A 19,073-nucleotide genomic window follows, 5' to 3' on the forward strand; every position below is an offset into this window, starting at 1 on the left:
TCAGTTATAATTTGTATAAGTTTGTCTTTTTGTATCAATCATCCCTCCCTTTACAATTTAAATATAAACAAGTTGGATTTCATTTAACGTAAATCTCTTTTTTTACATTTTGACTCTATTTTTATGAAAATAAATAGAAATGCGGTGAGCCTTTATGAAAATAGTAAAGCTAAATGAATCTTTTATTTTTGAATTACTTAATCTTTGCAAATCTGTTGGATGGTTACACGATGAAATTTTTATGAAAAAACAATTCGAAATGTATCTTTCTATCGGCACACTTGTAGGTTACATTCATGAAAACAAACTCATTGCGACTGGAGGAGTATTTCCCTTTACAAGTAACTTCGCTTCCATTGGTATGTTAATCGTTCACCCTAATTTTCAAGGACGTGGAATAGGGCGCATGTTGCTAAATCATTGCTTGGAACAAATTCATCCAAAACAACCAATTGCACTTATTGCGACAAAAGCTGGCGAACCTCTATACACATCATGCGGATTTCAAACAGCAACAACGATTCATCGTTTTGAAAAGCAAACTATTAAGACGTACCCTTCTCACTTACAACAAGTACAAGAAGAAGACCTTATATCTCTTACTTCTCTGGATCAAATTGCAACTGGTATGAATCGTTCTCTACTTTACTCTTTGCTATTACCAAGGGCCGTACACTCTTTTAAAATTGAAAGAAATAACTGTATAGAAGCTTTTTCATTATGCATACAAAAGGGCAATATATTATGTATCAATCCACTTATCGCCAAGCAAGAAGAAGATGCTATTCAATTATTAAAAAAGATATGTGAATGTTGGAATGGTATAGTACGAATTGATGTCCCACACTCACAATTTACATTTCGTAAATTTCTTCAAGCAGAAAATTTCCAAGAAACGCTCCTTTCACCTCTTATGATAAAAAATGGTAGCCAACTTCCTGGAAATCGTAATATGCTATTTGCTATGATAGATACAGCGTTATGTTAGAAAGGAGACACCTAATTGAAGCGATTTAGCTATTTTATGGTAGGTTGTCTTACTCTTACACTATTAGTAGGATGTAGTGCAGCAGAAAAGCCAGTAGAACAAGTAAAGCAAGTTAAAAATACAATTACAGCGAAACTAGCTACCGAGGAAAAAATGGTAGAAATAGATGGTCAAACCATTTACTTTAAAAAGATTGGTAATGAAAAGCCACCTTTACTTATGATTCATGGCTTTGGAGGGTCATCAGATGGTTTTCAAAAGATTTACTCCGATTTAGCAAAAGATCATACAATTATTTCTGTAGACGCTTTAGGATTCGGGCGCTCATCTAAGCCAATGGATTTTTATTATTCTTTTCCAACTCATGCAAATTTGTATTATAAATTAATGAAAAAACTAGGATATGATTCATTCGCAATACTGGGGCATTCCATGGGGGGAGAAATTTCTCTAAATTTAACATATTTATATCCTGAAGCAGTTACTCACCTTATTTTAACTGATGCTACAGGTGGCCCTCATACATTCGTTAATAAACAAGGCTCACCAAAACCACAATTGTCGACTGATTTAAATGCCGTTTCTTCTATTACAGATTATGATGAGAGCAAAGTGAAATTCAAACGTAATGATGAAGAACATTATAACAAAATGAAACTATGGCCTAGACGTCTTAAAATTAATGCGAATGAAATGAAACAGCCAACTTTAATTATATGGGGCAGAAATGATAGTAGCGTTTCTTGGAAAGAAGGAGAAACGTATCATCAATTCTTAAAAAATAGCACTTTACATATTATTGAAAAAGGTTATCATGCACCATTTCGCCAAGAACCACAAGAATTTGTCGGGTATGTACAAGACTTCTTTAAGAACAATCCGATCAAAGTTGAAAAATAACATAAACGGGTATCTCATTGTGAGATACCCGTTTTCATATATTAAGCAGCTTGCTTTTGGCGTTTTTGAGTTTTTGATCCTAATACTTTCGGGATAACGAAGCCATCCATTCCAAATTTCCCAGCGTTCATACCGGCAACAAGAACAAACATAGATAAGATAACCATCTCAGGGTTCACACCAATTGACCCACTAAACATATAGGAAAAGTTCATTACAAGACCAAAAAAGACCGCTGTTTTTGTTAAACAGCCTACAATTAAACCAATTCCGACTAAAATTTCTCCCCATGTTACAAGCGTATTAAACAAATCTACATTTGGAATTGCAAACTCTTGTAAGAATGATGCCCACCAAGATTGAACAGCCGGTTGTGCGCCTTTAGATTTTTCAATTGCGCCTTGCAAATAACCTGTTGCATCGAATCCTTTTCCTTGTAGTTTACCGATTCCAGCCATTAACCATGTGTAACCAAGATATACTCGAATTACTGCTAATACAAAAGAAACTGCTTTGTTTTCTCTTAAAAATTGAATAACCATATCTTCCTCCTAAAGTTGTAATTAAGTTAGTTACAGTTAATATAATAACATTAGTTACTTATTTTTAAAACGTTAATTATGAATAATTCATGACATGTGTATGAAACATTAAAAACTAACGTTTATATAGTAACTTTTATTACCTGTAAAAACTTGAACATATCATACCACAGGTGATAATCATTTTCATTGAAAAAAATGTAAAAAAATTGTGAGTTAAATGTGAAACACGTTTATTCGAATATAGAATAAACGTGTTTCACACTAATTATAGAATCGAAATGTATGTGTCTCCTCATCAATTAAACTCGCTTCTTGAAACGCTTCTTCTAACGTTTTCCCATGATTAATAACCCCATAAAATAAGCGTATAGTAAACATAAGTGCTGCATTTCCATCTACATAATTAATCGATCCAATATATGATTTCACACCACTATGTAAAAAAGATTTTGCTAGATTTTGCTCCCCTAACGTGCACCCGCTATTTACAATATATGTATTATGCAATTTTGCATATTTATAAATTTCTGCTGCACCAAAATACCCTCTCGGTTCATCTTGTTCATATACTTCTTCGCCTAACTCTTCCATGACAAACTTCCCTTCTTCACCATGAAAGCAAAAAATAATATAATTAATATCGTTAAATAAGTTCTTTCCAGAAAGAACTTCCACAAAATCTTTCGGTCTACCAATCCAATATGTCACAACCCTTGCACCAAAATATTCAAGAGATGCTCGGATTGATTGCGCCTCTAAATCCGAATTAAAACCAACTACTAATGCAATATTCAACATACAACCCCCATTCTATAATCAGCCCTTATCAATCAGACTTTTATGGGATAAATCCATTTCATATATACCTGTTTCTTTCAAAAAATCTGATCTAGTTAAAACGACTTTCTGTAAATATTGTCTATATGCTGTAATTGTTCCATCATGAGATACAATGCAAATTCTTTCAGCACCCAGTCCATAACACCAAAGAAGAAATTCATCTACTATTTGCTGAAAACTATTCTCTGAAATAGTGTTTATACCTTCCTTCCATAACTGATTATTTGAGCTTTTCTCTATCGAAAAATGTGGAAATAACTTTTTTATCATATCCTGATCTACTATGCGATCGCATGGTAATGTTTTCGCGCCTTCTCGATAAGGAAAAATACGCGGGGATACATATGGATGAACGATTTTTTGACAACTACATTTCGCACTCCATATTGTCGCTGTTTGCAAAGTTCGAAGTGTAGGGCTAACAATTAATATATCCGTTTCTTGTAATGATACATCACGTTGAAGTAATTTAGCTTGAGCCTTTCCTACCCTCGTCAATGGTGGGTCAAACACTTGCAAGCTTTCCGGTAAATCCGTTGTATGTTCACCTTCACCATGCCGAACAAAAACAAGTTTCATATTCAGCCTCCTCTTACTATAAAAATCCTCACACATATTTCTTCCCTATTGCATTCTTTATTCCTGCTGTATGAAAACCGATATGTAAAAAAGGTTTGACACTAAATTTGTAAAATATTACAATATAACATGTAAAATACTTTTTACATCGAAAGGAGAATTACATATATGAAATGGATAATTGTCTTTATTGGAATGATTGTATGGGGATATATAAACGGTTTCTTTAGTAGTGATAAAACTGCTAATCCTTGGATTACAGATGATGAACGTGAAACAAAAATTAAACAAAAAGCAATTACGGCAAGCTGGTCCGGTGTTTTTATGTTTTGTACCATTAGCCTCTTAAATAAATGGTTAGGTTTAAGCACAAACGATAAATCACCGTACTTACCAGACCCTATCGCAGCTTTTTTAAAAGAAAATGTAGAGATACAAGTTTTACTCATGCTATTTGTTATGTATGGAATATTTTACTTACATTATCGAAGAAAATTAAGTGCCTAATTTCTAACTCATGATTATACTCCTAAATGGTTATAGTAATCATGACAAAATGAAAGGAGAGATATAAACATGAGTAACTCGAATGAATTTTTAGATACACTACATGAAAAACAAGCAAAAGATGAACAAAATAGAAAGCGCCAAGGGAACGGAAACCCAGCGAAAAAAAAGCCAAATAAAACACATAAATAACAATAAAAAACTGCCTAAAATGATCTTTTAGGCAGTTTTTTTATTCTTCTTTCACCGAGATAATATTTTCCCAATTCCATTTCTCATAATACCACTCTGGTACATCTACATTTTCAATCCATTTCTTTTCATATTTTCCATCGCTATGAGCTAGCCATATATCAGCTTTCTTACGATTTGAACGTATCCATATTAATTGATTGCTCTTCTTCATGAAAATTGGATGATAATCGCCTTGCTTATTAGATGACTTTGTAATTTGATATTGTTTATCGCTTGTGCTATTTATCTCATATAAAGATGGGAATGGCCTTTTTTCTGGCAGAGTTTCAAACCCTCCCTCTTTTGCTCGTGAAACGATAATTACATTATCGTTCTTCCATGTAAAATCCCAATCGACATATCCTTTCGGCGTAAATGTTTGCTGCTGGAGTGCTGGCAGTTCTTTTATTTTTAAATGTTTATTCTCTAATGCAACTCTCCCGCTCCCTTCAATATAAGCCAATATATTTTTTGATGGCGCCCATTTGAACCATTGTGTATTTAATAGCATTTGATCTACTATTTCAAACCGACTACCGTCTGCTCGAACTAAGCAAAGTGTATTACTATCAGCTGACCATGAAGCTGTCGGTACCGCTAAAAATGAAATCCACTTTTGGTCTGGTGACCACTTAAACCCACTTGCAACTAGCGCTAGAAAATCATCATGTTCATTTGGTAATGCATACAAATGCTTCATTTTGTGCGGGTTTTTATTTGCATCTTTTTGCACTTCATATAGCTGAGCTCCTGTCCACCCTGTTGGAAGTAAATGTGCTTCAGAGGATACAAGAAACTTCTTTCCATCAGGGTACCATGCATAATCGCCTACACCCGCTGATACATTTTCAAAATCTGCATTCTTTTTTTCAACGTCAAATGTATTTAATGTACCTGCAAATATAAATGTAATTATATTTTCTGTTGGTGACCATTTATAATTCGATATTTCTGAGTGCGACGGTATAACTTTTTTTCCATCTTTTAGCCGATATAACTCAAGCATACTTTGTTTCTTTCCTTTTACATATGCCAGCCACTCTCCATCATGTGACCACTTTGGCCCTGTTATGTACTCTCCTTTTGTAATTTGTATTTCTTTTCCATCAACTTTTATCCAAAGATTATGATGACGAATAAAAGCAACTTTCACACTACTACTTTCTGCACTAGTAATAGTTATAGAACATAAAAACATAAACAACACTACACTACCAATTACTATTAGCCTTTTCATACCATCACTCCATTTTCCTCATAGCATTCCTCATTTTCTCCCTACAATATGTGAAAAATATCGATTCGACATAATCAGAAAAAATTTACCAAGCAATTTTCAATTCATAGAGGATTGGTATGAATTATGTCGAAAGTATAGTTCAGCCAACATTTACATTTATAATTTTCGACTACAATGTAAGATTTCACTTCTGAATATTGGCACTTTTTTATTAGGGGGAGTATCAATGAAAAAAACTACATCTACACTATTAAGTATGGCGCTTGTCTTTTCTAGTTTTGGAGCTTTAAGCGCTCATGCTGAATCACTACAAAAGGAGACGCAATTTAGTCCACAATTAAAAACAACGATTGAACAGTGGGGAGAACATAAAATTGCTCAAAATGTTGAAACGAAAACAACAAAAGAAATATCAGTAATTGTAGAATTGCAACATGCTCCTCTCGCTGCTCAAAGTAATATTCAGCATGCTCCAGATTTACAAAATAGTAATGCGCAGTCTTATCATGCTGAACTAAAAAAAGCACAAGAAGATACGACTAAGAAAATAAAAGAAAAAGCACCTGGTGCAAAAATTAAAGAAGTGTATAATACCTTATTTTCCGGATTCTCTATTTCAGTTCCTGGAGATCAAATTACCTCTCTTGCCTCTTTACCTGAAGTAAAAGCAGTCTATCCGAACTTAACATATAAATTGCATGAAACATCAAAAAGTGCTACTAACGAAGAAGCACCAAATATCGGTGGACCGACAATTGGTGCACCTGAAGCGTGGAATTTAAAAGATCCATCTGGCAAACCGCTTGATGGAAAAGGCATGAAAGTAGCCATTATCGACTCTGGCGTAGACTATACACACCCTGACTTAAAGGCAAATTATATCGGTGGATATGACACGGTTGATGAAGATAACGATCCAATGGATGGTAACGTACATGGTACTCATGTAGCTGGAATTATTGCGGGTAACGGAAAAATTAAAGGCGTTGCTCCAAACGCTTCTATTCTAGCCTATCGTGTAATGAATGACGGTGGAACTGGTACAACAGATGATATTATCCAAGGGATTGAGCGAGCGATTCAAGATGGTGCGGATGTGTTAAACCTCTCCCTTGGGCAGGATTTAAATGTACCTGATCAGCCTGTAACATTAACGTTAGAACGAGCAGCGAAACTTGGTGTTACTGCTGTCGTTTCAAATGGAAATGACGGACCAAAACCTTGGTCTGTTGATGCTCCCGGTAACGCAAGTAGTGTCATTTCTGTTGGAGCATCTACAGTTTCTATCCCGTTTCCAACATTCCAAGTAGCTGGTTCCAGCAAAACATATCAAGGGTTACCGTTATCAAAATCCGATTTTCCAATAGGAAATGATTCCCCTCTTGTATATGTTGGTTATGGCAATTCAGGTGATTATGCAAAACAAGATGTGAAAGGGAAATTCGCACTTATTTTACAAGGTACTTCTAGTACATTAGTAAAAGCAGAACAAGCGAAGCAAGCTGGTGCACTTGGTGTGTTATTAATCTCTAGCGAAAAAGAAATTAATATGATGCCGGAATATTTTTCACGTGAACATCTAGCTGTCCCAGTAATACAATTATCCAATACAAATGGGGAAGAATTAAAAACTTTAATTACAAAACGAAAGAAAAATATAAAAATCGGACAACCAAAGCAAACCGAACTTATCGGTAACTTTAGTTCAAGAGGACCATCACAAGGAAGTTGGCTAATAAAGCCTGATGTTGTTGCACCTGGAGTACAAATTACTAGTACAGTACCGCGAGGCGGCTATGAATCGCATAACGGAACAAGTATGGCTGCTCCGCAAGTAGCTGGAGCGGTTGCCCTCTTGCGTCAAATGCATCCTAATTGGACGACAGAACAATTGAAAGCGGCTCTTGCCAACAATGCAAAAACATTACATGATGTCAATGAAAATACATACCCTGTTATGGCACAAGGATCTGGTTTAATTAACATTCCGAAAGCAACTCAAACAAATATATTAGTAAAACCTAACAATGTCAGCTTTGGTCTTATTAAGCCCAATAGCGGAAAAGTAAAACTGACGCAAAATGTTATATTACAAAACCTTTCTAGTAAAAAGAAAAGTTTTTCAACTCGTGTAGAATTACTAGATGCAAACACAAAAACAAAAGTAAAAGCTTCTGTCCCTTCATCGATTAGCATACAACCGAATAGTAGTACCGAAAAACCATTTACTATCACTGTAGATAGCTCACTACAACAAGGTGTGTATACTGGAAATGTATATGTAAAAGAACAAGGGGCAAAAGAAGAAATTCGAATTCCATTCACATTTAGTATCGATCCTAAAGATTATAAACGTATCGATGGACTTGAAATTATTAATTCTACTTTTAGCCCAAATGGCGACCACGTACTAGATGATAATCTCATCAACTACTATTTAGTTGCGCCTGTGGATGATGTCACATTGCATGCAAATTTAGTTACGAAAGAACGTGTAACGTATCAAGGAATTATCCATCAAGCTAAAAATGCAACTCCTGGGTATAAACCTTTCAAATGGAATGGTACAAAAGCAGATGGCACTCCTTTAGCTGACGGGCTATATCAAATTGAAGCAGTTGCTTCTAATTCTGGCGGAGAAACAAAGCAAACAGCTGCTGTATTTCTTGATCGAACTGCACCTAAGTTAACACACGAGGTTGACCAAGAAAATCTCGTAATTAGAGGAAAAGTTGATGATATTCTACTAGATTGGATGTCAGAATCTGGTTGGATAGCACCTGGTATTCCAGTGAGAATGCAATATGAAATTAATGGAAATGGTGTATGGGAACAGGCATTCCTGAACCCTTGGGAGAAAAGCTATGACATTTATTTCAATCGCACTCAATTACAAAAAGGAAAAAATACTATTCACATTGTAGCAACTGATGCAGCTGGCAATACCTCTAATTTAAATGTTAATTTAGAAGTGAAATAAAGTGAAACTTTAATCAGTGGAGATTTCGTTCATCCCCACTGATTATTAGCCTTCACCAATCAGGGTTTACGAGCAGTCAGTCTACTATCTAACTTCTTTACTCCCACCGAATTCTGAGGTAGGAGTTTTACTGCTCGTTAACATGGGATAAAAAATTTATGTTGACAATTTTTTAAATATAGTTTTATAATACAAAACATAGTTTAGTTGAACGAATTATATATCGGCTTTGAAGGAATACTAGTAGCGACTTATATCACTGTCTCAGAGAACTGATGGTTGGTGCGAATCAGTACATATACAAGCGTGAATTACAATTCTGGAGCTTCTTTCCCGTAATGCTTTTTATGCATGAAGAGAAAGACGGATCTTTCCGTTATCTTAAAGTGAGTGGTAAACAATTAGTTGTTTACAAATAGGGTGGTACCGCGATTTTTATCGTCCCTATCGGATTTTCCGATAGGGACTTTTTTGCGTCCATCCTCTTACACAATTTCATATATACGCGTTGAAAGAATCGCAGTAGTATCTTATATCCCTGTTACAGAGAGCTAATGGTCGGTGGAAATTAGCACATATATAAGTATGAATTACAATTCTGGAGCTTCTTTTTCGTAGTGCTTTTCTGCATGAAGGAAAAGACGGAATTTTTCCGTTATCATTAATTGAGATGTAAGTATATTTTCACTTACAAATAGGGTGGTACCGCGATTCTTTCGCCCCTATCGGATTTTCCGATAGGGGCTTTTTCTATTTCTCACAGAAACAAATGTTAAATAATTCCGAATCTTATGATAAAATTTTATAAGCGCTTACAAAAAATGAAAGGAGGTGATACAAGCTATACGAAATCAATATTCAATTTTATTGAAAAAAAGGAGGATGTCTAAATGACAAAGAAAACAGAAATTCCATCGCATTTAAAACCATTCGTATCCACACAACATTATGATCAATACACACCGGTGAATCACGCTGTGTGGCGTTATATTATGAGACAAAATCATAGCTTCTTAAAAGACGTTGCTCATCCAGCCTATGTGAACGGACTACAATCATCTGGTATTAATATAGATGCAATTCCAAAAGTAGAAGACATGAATGAGTGTTTGGCACCAAGTGGCTGGGGCGCTGTAACGATTGACGGACTTATTCCCGGCGTAGCATTCTTCGATTTTCAAGGACACGGACTACTACCGATCGCAACAGATATTCGGAAAGTAGAAAATATCGAGTACACACCAGCTCCAGATATCGTACACGAAGCCGCAGGACACGCACCGATTTTACTTGATCCTACATATGCAAAATATGTGAAACGTTTTGGGCAAATTGGTGCAAAAGCTTTCTCTACAAAAGAAGAACATGATGCATTTGAAGCTGTTCGTACATTAACAATAGTAAAAGAAAGCCCTAATTCTACTCCTGATGAAGTTAAGGCTGCTGAAAATGCTGTAATTGAAAAACAAAACTTAGTTTCTGGTTTATCAGAAGCTGAACAAATTTCACGTCTTTTCTGGTGGACAGTAGAATACGGATTGATTGGAAACATAGATGATCCAAAAATATATGGTGCTGGTCTCCTTTCTTCTGTTGGCGAAAGCAAACATTGCTTAACAGACGCTGTAGAAAAAGTTCCATTTTCTATTGAAGCATGTACAGGGACAACTTATGACGTAACAAAAATGCAACCACAACTATTTGTTTGTGAATCCTTTGAAGAGCTAACAGATGCGCTTGAAACATTTTCTAAAACAATGGCCTTTAAAACAGGTGGAAAAGAAGGTTTAGAAAAAGCAATTCGCTCTGAGAACTATGCAACAGCTGAGCTAAATAGTGGATTACAAATTACAGGTACATTTAGCGAGACAATTAAAAACGATGCAGGTGAATTAATTTACATGCGAACAAATTCGCCAACGGCATTAGCGCTTCATAATAAACAGTTAGCAAATCATTCTACTTCTGTACACAGTGACGGATTTGGAACACCGATTGGATTACTCACTGAAAATATTGCATTAGAAAATTGCACAGACGAACAACTACAATCATTAGGAATTACAATTGGAAATATCGCTGCGTTTACTTTTGCAAGTGGTATTCATGTAAAAGGAACAGTAACAGATATTGTAAAAAACGATACGAAAATTGCTCTTATTTCCTTTATCGATTGCACAGTTACTTATAACGCCCGCGTCTTATTTGATGCTTCATGGGGCGCATTTGATATGGCTGTTGGCTCACAAATCACTTCAGTATTCCCAGGTGCCGCAGATGCCGCAGCATTTTTCCCAATGGATGAAGAAGTTCAAGAAATTCCTGCTCCACTTGTACTGAATGAACTTGAACGTATGTATCAAACAGTGCGAGATATTCGAAGTGAGGGGATTTTACACGACGCTCATATCGATCAATTAGTAGCAATTCAAGAAGTATTAAATAAATTTTATGCGAAAGAATGGTTGCTGCGCCTTGAAGTATTAGAGTTACTTTTAGAGCATAACAAAGGGCATGAAACATCAGCAGCATTACTACAACAACTTTCTACTTTCACAACTGACGAAGCTGTAACACGCCTTATTAACAATGGTCTTGCGTTACTTCCAGTAAAGGATGTGAAAAATGATGCTACGATTAACTGAAGAAGAAGTTCACGAGGAATTATTGAAGGTAGATAAATGGATGGTAAAAGATGAGAAATGGATTGAACGAAAATATATGTTTTCCGACTACTTAAAAGGAGTCGAATTTGTCTCTGAAGCCGCCAAACTATCAGAAGAACATAATCACCATCCATTTATCCTTATCCAGTATAAAGCAGTTATTATTACTTTGTCATCTTGGAATGCAAAAGGTTTAACGAAACTAGATTTTGAGCTTGCAAAACAATTTGATGAGCTATTTTTACAAAACGAAAAAGCAATTATAAGAAAATAAAAAAGAGAAGCCTTTTTAGGCTTCTCCTTTTATTTTGAAATGGATACAATGTCCAAATGGATCCTCGACTTGTAATATTCCATCTTTGTACGTAGCAATCTTGCCAATATTTTTTAAGCTTTCACATACTTGCTCTTTTTGTTTTTCATCCACTAGTACAATTGTGAAATATTTCAAACCAATGGAACCTGGCATTTGCGGTGGTACCCCTTCACCTTGCCATGTATTTAAACCGATATGGTGATGATAACCACCTGCAGATACGAACAACGCTCCATTACGAGCTGGGATCGTTACTTCAAAACCAAGACCATCAACATAGAAACGTTTCGCTTCCTCTAAATCAGCTACATGGAAATGAATATGCCCCATCACAGTACCAGCTGGAAATCCACTCCATGTACTTCCTTGCTGTAATAATTCTTCACCAGCTAACGGGTTACTAACAAATGGGAGTTCTCCATTCTCATCACGCCAAACTTCTTTTTGTCGATCATGATAAATTTCAATTCCGTTTCCATCTGGATCAGCTAAATAAAGGGCTTCACTAAAGTAATGATCGGCTCCGCCATGTAGCGGATATACCATTTCTACAAGATGACGAAGAACATTCGCTAAATCCTGTCTATTTGGTAATAAAATTGCGTAATGATATAACCCTGTTCTTCCTCTTTGCTTCGGAAAGGCTTCCTTCTTTTCTTCAATGATAAGAAGTGGTTCATCATTTTCATTCCCAAATGTAACAACTGCTTCTTCTTCTTTTAGCACCTTCATACTTAGTACTTCCGTATAAAACTCTAGTGATTTCTTTACATTAGATACGTATAAATGAACAACATCAAGTGTTGTATCGGGATGAAGTTGAAAACTCATCTTGTTAGCCCCCCCATTTAAATTAGTTCTTCTTTGACATTTTTTCTTTTAAGAAATTATCTACAAAACCATCAGCTTTTGCAACAAATAAGTATGCACCCATTGCTAATAATGCAAGTTCTAATTCGAAACCAGGATTTTTTCCATCTCCCAATAAACCAGCTGACCATTTCACTTTTACGATTGCTCCAACCATAACAAGTGCAAATAATAATCCAATATATCTTACACCTAAACCTAGAATTAATAATAGACCTCCAACTAATTCAAATGTTGCTACACCGTATGCAAGTCCTCCTGGTAAACCAATGCTTGTAAACCACCCTGCAATATTGTCAATTCCTGATTGGAATTTTGTTAAACCGTGCATGAAGAATGTTACCCCTAACACGATACGAATAATTAAGTTACCAATATGTTGATTCATTTCATTCTCTCCTTTATAGTTTCCTTATACAAAACTTTTATTTACATCACAAAACATACACTAATTTTTTTTATTCGTCAATTCATTTTCACTGGGAAAAAATATATTTTTTTTGCTATGATACAAATAGTTGTTTACAAAAAGGAGCTTGATTTTATGAATATTGGTTCTGCAATACGTGAAATTCGTCAACGTAGAGGCATAACAATTGCACAAATTTGTGAGGGAACAGGTCTTTCTAAAGGCTTTATGAGTCAGGTTGAAAATAATAAGACATCACCATCTATCTCAACTTTAGAAACGATCTCCAATTTTTTAAATGTTCCCCTTCCCTATTTATTATTAGAACAAAAAGATCGCTTAAAAATTGTCAAAAAAGAAGAACGGAAATACAGTGTATACGGCAAAGATGAGCAAAGAATTGAGCATGTTGCGGAGCAAGGGGGGCTTCGCCTATCTTTAGTAGAAATCCCTACTGGATTCCCGAAAGAAAACTCACCAAATGCCCATGAAGGGGAAGAATGTCACCTTGTATTACGTGGAAAACTAGAAGTTCAGCACGGTGAAGATATTGCAATTGTAGAAGAAGGTGATTCTTTCTCATGGAATGCATGCGTTCCTCATATTGTTCGTAATATAGGAGAAGAAACTGCATTATTACTTATCTCTAGTTATGCGGAAAATCGAAAACGTGTTTACTAAATAATAAAAAAGAAGCCTGATTAACAGGCTTCTTTTTTTATCCCCTTATAATTCCATAACTTGTCCCAACTAGTACCGTCTTTTCATGCTGATTGCGATAAACTGACTCGATTGAAACTTTTTTATAACCTTCCATTTGCTCAATATTTGTTAAAGTTAATTCACAAGTGATCGTATCTCCTGTAAAAACTGGTCTAATAAACTCACTTACTAATTCTCTTGCTATGTAATGTAACTCTTCGCCCACCTTTGTTCCGATACTAGCAGTCAATAAACCATGAACCATTAGTCTTCCGTTTTCATCGTATTCCATATGGTGTCTACCTTTATCACCTGTAATATTTGCAAATTCAAAAACTTCCTCCTCAGTAAATCTTCTTTCATATTTAAATACATCCCCAACTTTTATACTCATTTTTATCCCCCTAATAATAAACGGAATTTTCTTTCATTTTATCATAAAAAGAGCCTCAATCCATTCTCTATTATCAAAAGTCTCAAAATTACCTCGCTATACTTTTTTACTTTCCGTTCATTTATCGGTGACCATCTCTTTTCGCGACTTGATATCCATAGTACGCACATGTTCCATTTCTCGATAGCTCTCTAACTTCAAATCCACAACTTCTATAAAAATCAAAATTGTTCGCAGATGTATGCGCAAACCAGTCACCGTGGGGAAGTTTTTGCAAACAAAGAGCTACAAGCTTCTTACCTAATCCCTTCCCTCTATATTCACACTTCACAACTAAATTTACTATGTTCGCGATCATAATTCCATCCGAAATGACCCTAACCATTGCAATCATCTCTTCTTCATCCCAAATTGTGAAAGCCCATGTTGAATTTTCAAATGCTATCGTAAATTTTTCAATTTGCCAAGAAGGGATATTATCATTACTCCAACCGGCATCTTCAAACAATGCTTTAATTGCATATGCTGGTACGCTACTCGTTCCCTCACGAATAATAAGTCCATTATGATAAATGTACATGTAATCCCCCCTTTATTTTCATATACCATTCTTCAAAAAATGCAATTTACCTTTAAAAAAGTAATTTTTCATCCGACGCGTTTAATGGAATAAACAAGAACATCCATCCCATGAAATAAAGTTGTTTTCTCATAGCTGAGCCCTGTCTTTCTAGCAACAAATATTGAGGCGGGATGATTCGGGTTAATGAGAGAAATTAATTTATTCATTCGTAATGCTTGGAAACCGTAGTCTCGAAATGCTGCCGCCGCTTCTTTTGCATACCCTTTTCCCCAATACTGAGGAAGTAACCAATAACCAATTTCAATTTCCTCTTTTCCATCAATCTGCTGCTTTACCAGCCCTGCATGACCAATTCTTGTTCCCGTTTCCTTTTCAATCAATACAAATAAACCGAGACCGTTTTTATAGCTAGGAATGACCCACTCCTCCAAACTTTTTTTACACTGTATATATGTTTTTAACGTCCCATTTCCAATATAGCGCATTACCTTCTCGTTCCCCCATAGTGAAGCATAGAACTGTAAATCATCCATTGTATATTTGCGAATTTGTAAACGATCTGTATGAAACATGCCTGCACTCCTTTCCACTAATTTGTTCTTAATTTCACGATCATGTTTTGTTTGCATACGAAATGTTACTATTAATTATAAAGTGAAACTTTAATCAGTGGGGAATTTTATTCACCCCCACTGATTATCAGCCCTCACCAATCGAGCGTTTACGGGCAGTGGATCTCCCTTCTAACTTCTTTGCTCTAGCTGAATTTTGAGGCGGGAGTCTTACTGCCCGCAAATAGCGGGATAAATGAACCCACAATAAAATACAGAATATTCATTCTCAACGACTAAAAAAAGCAGTAGACAAATTTTGTCTACTGCATCCATATCATAACTAGTATTAAGAAAACTACAGTTGAGGGGGTGTAGGATTTTCAAATATACTAGATACTTATCCCGTTCTAACGGGCGGTAAACTTTTCAATTGTGTCAAGTGAAAAGTTTACCGCACATAAGAACTTCCTTAGTTCATTAAGATAGTATTGCTAAATAATCATATACACGCTTAGATTTCTCTCCACCCATTCGTGCATGCTGAAGAAGAGAAATGCCATGAGGACCAGATGCACGCAATGCTTCTGGTTGAGCTACTAAAATAGCTTGTACAACTTCTAATTCACCAAGCATAGCTGCTGCAAAAATATCCATCCGAGCACCCTTTTCTAGTAAATAAAGAGCAATATCTTTACGACCTACATGTGCCGATGCCCCTAACGCACTTTCCCAATCTGATCCACCCCAATTATAAGAGGCGTGAAGTAAGCTTGGCGATTCAACCAATAGCTCTTGTACTTTCTCTAAATCCCCGTGAGCTGCCATAACAAATTCTCTTACTAATTCAGTGGTAATACGCTCTTCTGTTTGCATCGCTCTTCTCCCCTTTTAGAAATTCGTTTCGGTGTAAAAAACGGCTTGTCACTTCCTTGAAAGATATCTACATCTATGCCAAATACATGTTGAAACATTTCATGGCATAGCACTTCTTCTGGTATACCATCATACTGAATCTTTCCTCGCTTTAATACGAGTAAACGATCGCTATATTGAGCAGCTTGGTTAATGTCATGTAAAACCATTATAATTGTCATTCCAAACTCCTCATTTAATCGTTTCACAAGTTCCATTACTTCCAACTGGTGAACGATATCTAAAAAGGTTGTTGGTTCATCCAATAATAAGACATTTGTACGTTGCGCTAGCGTCATGGCAATCCAAGCACGTTGCCGTTCCCCTCCTGATAAAGAATGTAAAAGACGATATTCATACCCTTCAAGATTTGTAACAGACAATGCCCAATCAACAATTTCTTCATCTTCTTTATTTAAGCGGCTACTCCATGATTTATGTGGACCTCTTCCGAACTCAATTAGTTCTTTCACTGTTAAATCTAATTGATGATCATGCATTTGTGGTAACATTGCTAATTGCTTCGCTACATCAGCACTCTTCATCATATGAATGTTTTTCCCATCTAAAATGATGTCCCCTTCGCTTTGTTTCAGTAGCCTTGCTATTAAACGAAGCAAAGTAGATTTTCCCGATCCATTCGGACCAATTAAACTAACGATTTCCCCAGCCTTAATATGTACATTCATATTTTGCATTTGAAATCTTTCAGAGTGTGCGTAAAACACTTTGTTAACGGAAATCACGTTGTTTTCCTCCTCTATGAATTAAATATAAGAAGAACGGACCACCTAAGAAGGACAGTAAAATACCAACAGGCAATTCGATTGGATCGAACCAACTTCGAGCTATTGCATCCGCAAAAACAAGTAATACACCGCCACCAAGGCATGATAAAGGTAGCAAATATCTATAATCATTTCCAACTAATAAACGTAGCATATGTGGTACGACAAGACCGACAAATCCAATAAGACCAGATACACTTACTGCAATTCCAGCTAATAATGTACTTACTACGATTAAATAAAACCGACTTTTTTCCACGTTATGTCCTAATAACTTTGCCATTTCATCTCCAAGCATTAACACTCGAATATGCTTAATACCAAAGAAAGCTAATATAATGGCGAATATTGCATAATAAATAATCATGTTTAAATGTGCCCAACTTACACCACCAATACCACCCGCTAGCCACGGTAACACGGATTGTACTTTGTCACTATGTAATAACATTAATGCTGACGTTGCTGCACCAATTAATGCATTGATCGACACCCCTACTAAGACGATTCTTGAAGGTGGTGCCCCTTTTTGCCATGATAAAGCATAAATAACCATCGCTGTTATGAAAGCTCCTAAAAACGCCCCTAGTGGTAAAAAAGCTAGATGCTGTGGGAATAAAATCATGATGACAATTGCTACAAGGCCTGCCCCAGATGAAACTCCGATAATACCAGGATCTGCAAGAGGGTTTCTCATAACCCCTTGCAGAAGTGTACCAGATGCAGCTAAACATGTTCCTACTATAAACCCAACGAGCACTCTCGGTATGCGAAGATCCCATACAATTCGATGTACTGTCGAACCCTCATCTTGTATACCTGTTAGAATGTCTCGTACAGAAAAGGATAAACTTCCTGCGAAAAGACCGTAAAAGAGGCCTAGGATTGTTAATACAACTAAAGTAACTGCTATTATCCATCTTTTTTTCGCAAAAGGATGTTCCTTTTCTCTTACTACTTCACTACTTTCCATACGTATCATTTCCTTACATCTTGTATACTTTTATACATAAAGTCCATTGCTTCTGTAACTTTTGTCCCAGGATTAGATCCAAATAAATTAGGTGGCAAAATAACTACGCGGTTTTGTTTTACTGCATCTAAATTTTTCCACGCTTCATTTTTCATCATTTCGCCTTCGAATGCTTTTTTCACACTTGTTGGATCTCCGTGTGTAATTAAATAAATCACATCTGGATTCGCCTCAATAATACGTTCTACACTTAGCTGTGCATATTGCGGATATTCTTTCATTTCTGGAAAATCAGAAGCAATATTTTTTCCGCCTGTTTTTTCTAAAATATCACCTGATAAAGATGTTGGTAATGCCGCTAAATAAGTACCTGGTGCACCATACACTAGCAATGCTTTCACATCGCTCTTTTTCTCATATTTCTTCATTTGATTATTGATTTTTTGATTAAGTTCTTTTGCTTTATCTTCTTTCTTCATTGCCGTTCCATATAATTCAATATTCTTTTGAATATCTTGTACAGAATTCGCAGAAGAAATGATTACTTTCGTTCCTTGTCCTTCAACCGTTGGCACGTTCTTTTGGAATCCATTGTTAGCAACAAGTACATCGGGCTTTAAACTAGCAATTTGCTCAAAATTCGGTTGATGTGCATTCCCGATTACTTTTGCCTTCTTTAACTCCTCTGGAAGAGTTAATTTCGTATCCGGACGACCTACTACTTTTCCACCTAAAGCATGAATAATATCCATGTCCCCCATACTTAATGTTGCAAAACTTTCTGGTACTTTATCGAATGTTACCTTTCTCCCTGACAGATCGGTAATTTCGATTTTTTCTTTTCCTTTTTCTGTTTTGGTTGCAGACGCTTTTTCTTCCCCTTTGGCACTGCAACCTATTAACAAGAAAAAAATAGATAAAATCGCTGTAAATAGCGTAATAGATTTTTTCATTTCTTCACCTCTAATTGATAATGATAATCATTAACTACTATTCTACTTTAATTGATAAGGATTATCATTGTCAACATGAAACGCATACATTTTTCTTCAAAAAACAAAAAGCGCGACAAAAAGATTCTTTCTTTTCGCCG

At 35.8% G+C, this 19,073-nt stretch carries 21 protein-coding genes and 2 other annotated features; of the genes, 8 read left to right on the forward strand and 13 right to left on the reverse strand.

Going from position 1 to position 19,073, the window contains the following annotated elements; genetic code table 11:
• Positions 1-154: 154 nt before the first annotated feature.
• Together C4S65_RS08160 and C4S65_RS08165 are read left to right on the forward strand one after the other, a co-directional pair.
• Positions 155-988 (forward strand): GNAT family N-acetyltransferase, encoded by an 834-nt coding sequence (locus tag C4S65_RS08160; RefSeq protein WP_000706694.1) that lies wholly within the window; start codon positions 155-157, stop codon positions 986-988.
• 15 nt (positions 989-1,003) lie between these two features.
• Complete coding sequence (locus C4S65_RS08165; protein ID WP_000819812.1) at positions 1,004-1,888, forward strand: alpha/beta hydrolase; 885 nt, start codon at positions 1,004-1,006, stop codon at positions 1,886-1,888.
• A gap of 41 nt (positions 1,889-1,929) precedes the next feature.
• On the opposite strand, the gene C4S65_RS08170 is transcribed toward C4S65_RS08165, so the two are convergent.
• The 3 genes from C4S65_RS08170 to C4S65_RS08180 all read right to left on the reverse strand — a co-directional run bounded on the left by C4S65_RS08170 (position 1,930) and on the right by C4S65_RS08180 (position 3,852).
• Positions 1,930-2,430, reverse strand: coding sequence for a DoxX family protein (locus C4S65_RS08170; RefSeq protein ID WP_000236608.1), 501 nt, complete (start codon positions 2,428-2,430; stop codon positions 1,930-1,932).
• A 264-nt stretch (positions 2,431-2,694) separates the two neighbouring features.
• On the reverse strand, positions 2,695-3,231 hold the full coding sequence (locus C4S65_RS08175; RefSeq protein ID WP_003307850.1) for a hypothetical protein: 537 nt from the start codon (positions 3,229-3,231) through the stop codon (positions 2,695-2,697).
• 18 nt (positions 3,232-3,249) lie between these two features.
• Entirely contained in the window at positions 3,250-3,852 is a 603-nt protein-coding gene (locus tag C4S65_RS08180) for a phosphoglycerate mutase family protein (RefSeq protein ID WP_000779740.1), read from the reverse strand.
• 168 nt (positions 3,853-4,020) lie between these two features.
• Between C4S65_RS08180 and C4S65_RS08185 the strand changes: the two genes are divergently transcribed.
• Entirely contained in the window at positions 4,021-4,359 is a 339-nt protein-coding gene (locus tag C4S65_RS08185) for a hypothetical protein (protein WP_061666280.1), read from the forward strand.
• Between the two features lie 69 nt (positions 4,360-4,428).
• Positions 4,429-4,551 carry a DUF4023 domain-containing protein gene (locus tag C4S65_RS08190; protein ID WP_000071866.1) on the forward strand — a complete coding sequence of 41 codons (123 nt, stop codon included), beginning with the start codon at positions 4,429-4,431 and terminating at the stop codon, positions 4,549-4,551.
• A gap of 40 nt (positions 4,552-4,591) precedes the next feature.
• On the opposite strand, the gene C4S65_RS08195 is transcribed toward C4S65_RS08190, so the two are convergent.
• The gene (locus C4S65_RS08195) at positions 4,592-5,830 is read right to left on the reverse strand and encodes a PD40 domain-containing protein (RefSeq protein ID WP_000825711.1); all 1,239 of its coding nucleotides are present in this window, start codon (positions 5,828-5,830) and stop codon (positions 4,592-4,594) included.
• Between the two features lie 229 nt (positions 5,831-6,059).
• Between C4S65_RS08195 and C4S65_RS08200 the strand changes: the two genes are divergently transcribed.
• The 3 genes from C4S65_RS08200 to C4S65_RS08210 all read left to right on the forward strand — a co-directional run bounded on the left by C4S65_RS08200 (position 6,060) and on the right by C4S65_RS08210 (position 11,753).
• Entirely contained in the window at positions 6,060-8,813 is a 2,754-nt protein-coding gene (locus C4S65_RS08200) for a S8 family serine peptidase (protein WP_086407250.1), read from the forward strand.
• A 220-nt stretch (positions 8,814-9,033) separates the two neighbouring features.
• Positions 9,034-9,262: a binding site (T-box leader), on the forward strand.
• Between the two features lie 50 nt (positions 9,263-9,312).
• Positions 9,313-9,540, forward strand: a binding site (T-box leader).
• Positions 9,541-9,703: 163 nt separating this feature from the next.
• The gene (locus tag C4S65_RS08205; RefSeq protein ID WP_086407251.1) at positions 9,704-11,458 is read left to right on the forward strand and encodes an aromatic amino acid hydroxylase; all 1,755 of its coding nucleotides are present in this window, start codon (positions 9,704-9,706) and stop codon (positions 11,456-11,458) included.
• Positions 11,439-11,753, forward strand: a complete 315-nt coding sequence (locus C4S65_RS08210) for a 4a-hydroxytetrahydrobiopterin dehydratase (RefSeq protein WP_000979537.1) — start codon at positions 11,439-11,441, stop codon at positions 11,751-11,753. The genes C4S65_RS08205 and C4S65_RS08210 overlap by 20 nt, the downstream gene beginning before the upstream one ends.
• A 15-nt stretch (positions 11,754-11,768) precedes the next feature.
• Here C4S65_RS08210 and C4S65_RS08215 read toward each other — a convergent pair whose 3' ends face one another.
• Positions 11,769-12,626, reverse strand: a complete 858-nt coding sequence (locus C4S65_RS08215) for a VOC family protein (RefSeq protein WP_000009837.1) — start codon at positions 12,624-12,626, stop codon at positions 11,769-11,771.
• A 22-nt stretch (positions 12,627-12,648) separates the two neighbouring features.
• The gene (locus C4S65_RS08220) at positions 12,649-13,053 is read right to left on the reverse strand and encodes a DoxX family protein (protein WP_001071553.1); all 405 of its coding nucleotides are present in this window, start codon (positions 13,051-13,053) and stop codon (positions 12,649-12,651) included.
• A 156-nt stretch (positions 13,054-13,209) separates the two neighbouring features.
• Between C4S65_RS08220 and C4S65_RS08225 the strand changes: the two genes are divergently transcribed.
• Complete coding sequence (locus C4S65_RS08225) at positions 13,210-13,755, forward strand: XRE family transcriptional regulator (RefSeq protein ID WP_001020693.1); 546 nt, start codon at positions 13,210-13,212, stop codon at positions 13,753-13,755.
• Between the two features lie 37 nt (positions 13,756-13,792).
• Here the strand turns inward: C4S65_RS08225 and C4S65_RS08230 are convergent, their stop codons facing one another.
• The 7 genes from C4S65_RS08230 to C4S65_RS08260 all read right to left on the reverse strand — a co-directional run bounded on the left by C4S65_RS08230 (position 13,793) and on the right by C4S65_RS08260 (position 18,933).
• Positions 13,793-14,170, reverse strand: coding sequence for a MaoC/PaaZ C-terminal domain-containing protein (locus C4S65_RS08230; protein ID WP_000025008.1), 378 nt, complete (start codon positions 14,168-14,170; stop codon positions 13,793-13,795).
• A 121-nt stretch (positions 14,171-14,291) separates the two neighbouring features.
• Positions 14,292-14,750: a GNAT family N-acetyltransferase gene (locus tag C4S65_RS08235; protein ID WP_000276126.1), complete on the reverse strand. Its 459-nt coding sequence runs from the start codon at positions 14,748-14,750 to the stop codon at positions 14,292-14,294.
• A 68-nt stretch (positions 14,751-14,818) separates the two neighbouring features.
• Positions 14,819-15,382: a GNAT family N-acetyltransferase gene (locus tag C4S65_RS08240; RefSeq protein ID WP_003307847.1), complete on the reverse strand. Its 564-nt coding sequence runs from the start codon at positions 15,380-15,382 to the stop codon at positions 14,819-14,821.
• 402 nt (positions 15,383-15,784) lie between these two features.
• Complete coding sequence (locus C4S65_RS08245) at positions 15,785-16,180, reverse strand: ankyrin repeat domain-containing protein (RefSeq protein ID WP_001192766.1); 396 nt, start codon at positions 16,178-16,180, stop codon at positions 15,785-15,787.
• Positions 16,147-16,965 (reverse strand): ABC transporter ATP-binding protein, encoded by an 819-nt coding sequence (locus tag C4S65_RS08250; protein WP_000626530.1) that lies wholly within the window; start codon positions 16,963-16,965, stop codon positions 16,147-16,149. Before C4S65_RS08250 ends, C4S65_RS08245 begins: the two co-directional genes overlap by 34 nt.
• The gene (locus C4S65_RS08255) at positions 16,952-17,980 is read right to left on the reverse strand and encodes an iron ABC transporter permease (protein WP_002082127.1); all 1,029 of its coding nucleotides are present in this window, start codon (positions 17,978-17,980) and stop codon (positions 16,952-16,954) included. The genes C4S65_RS08250 and C4S65_RS08255 overlap by 14 nt, the downstream gene beginning before the upstream one ends.
• Before the next feature lie 5 nt (positions 17,981-17,985).
• On the reverse strand, positions 17,986-18,933 hold the full coding sequence (locus C4S65_RS08260) for an ABC transporter substrate-binding protein (protein ID WP_000748479.1): 948 nt from the start codon (positions 18,931-18,933) through the stop codon (positions 17,986-17,988).
• Positions 18,934-19,073: the final 140 nt, after the last annotated feature.

The organism is Bacillus sp. ok061, assembly GCF_900108285.1.
GTDB lineage: Bacteria > Bacillota > Bacilli > Bacillales > Bacillaceae_G > Bacillus_A > Bacillus_A thuringiensis_S.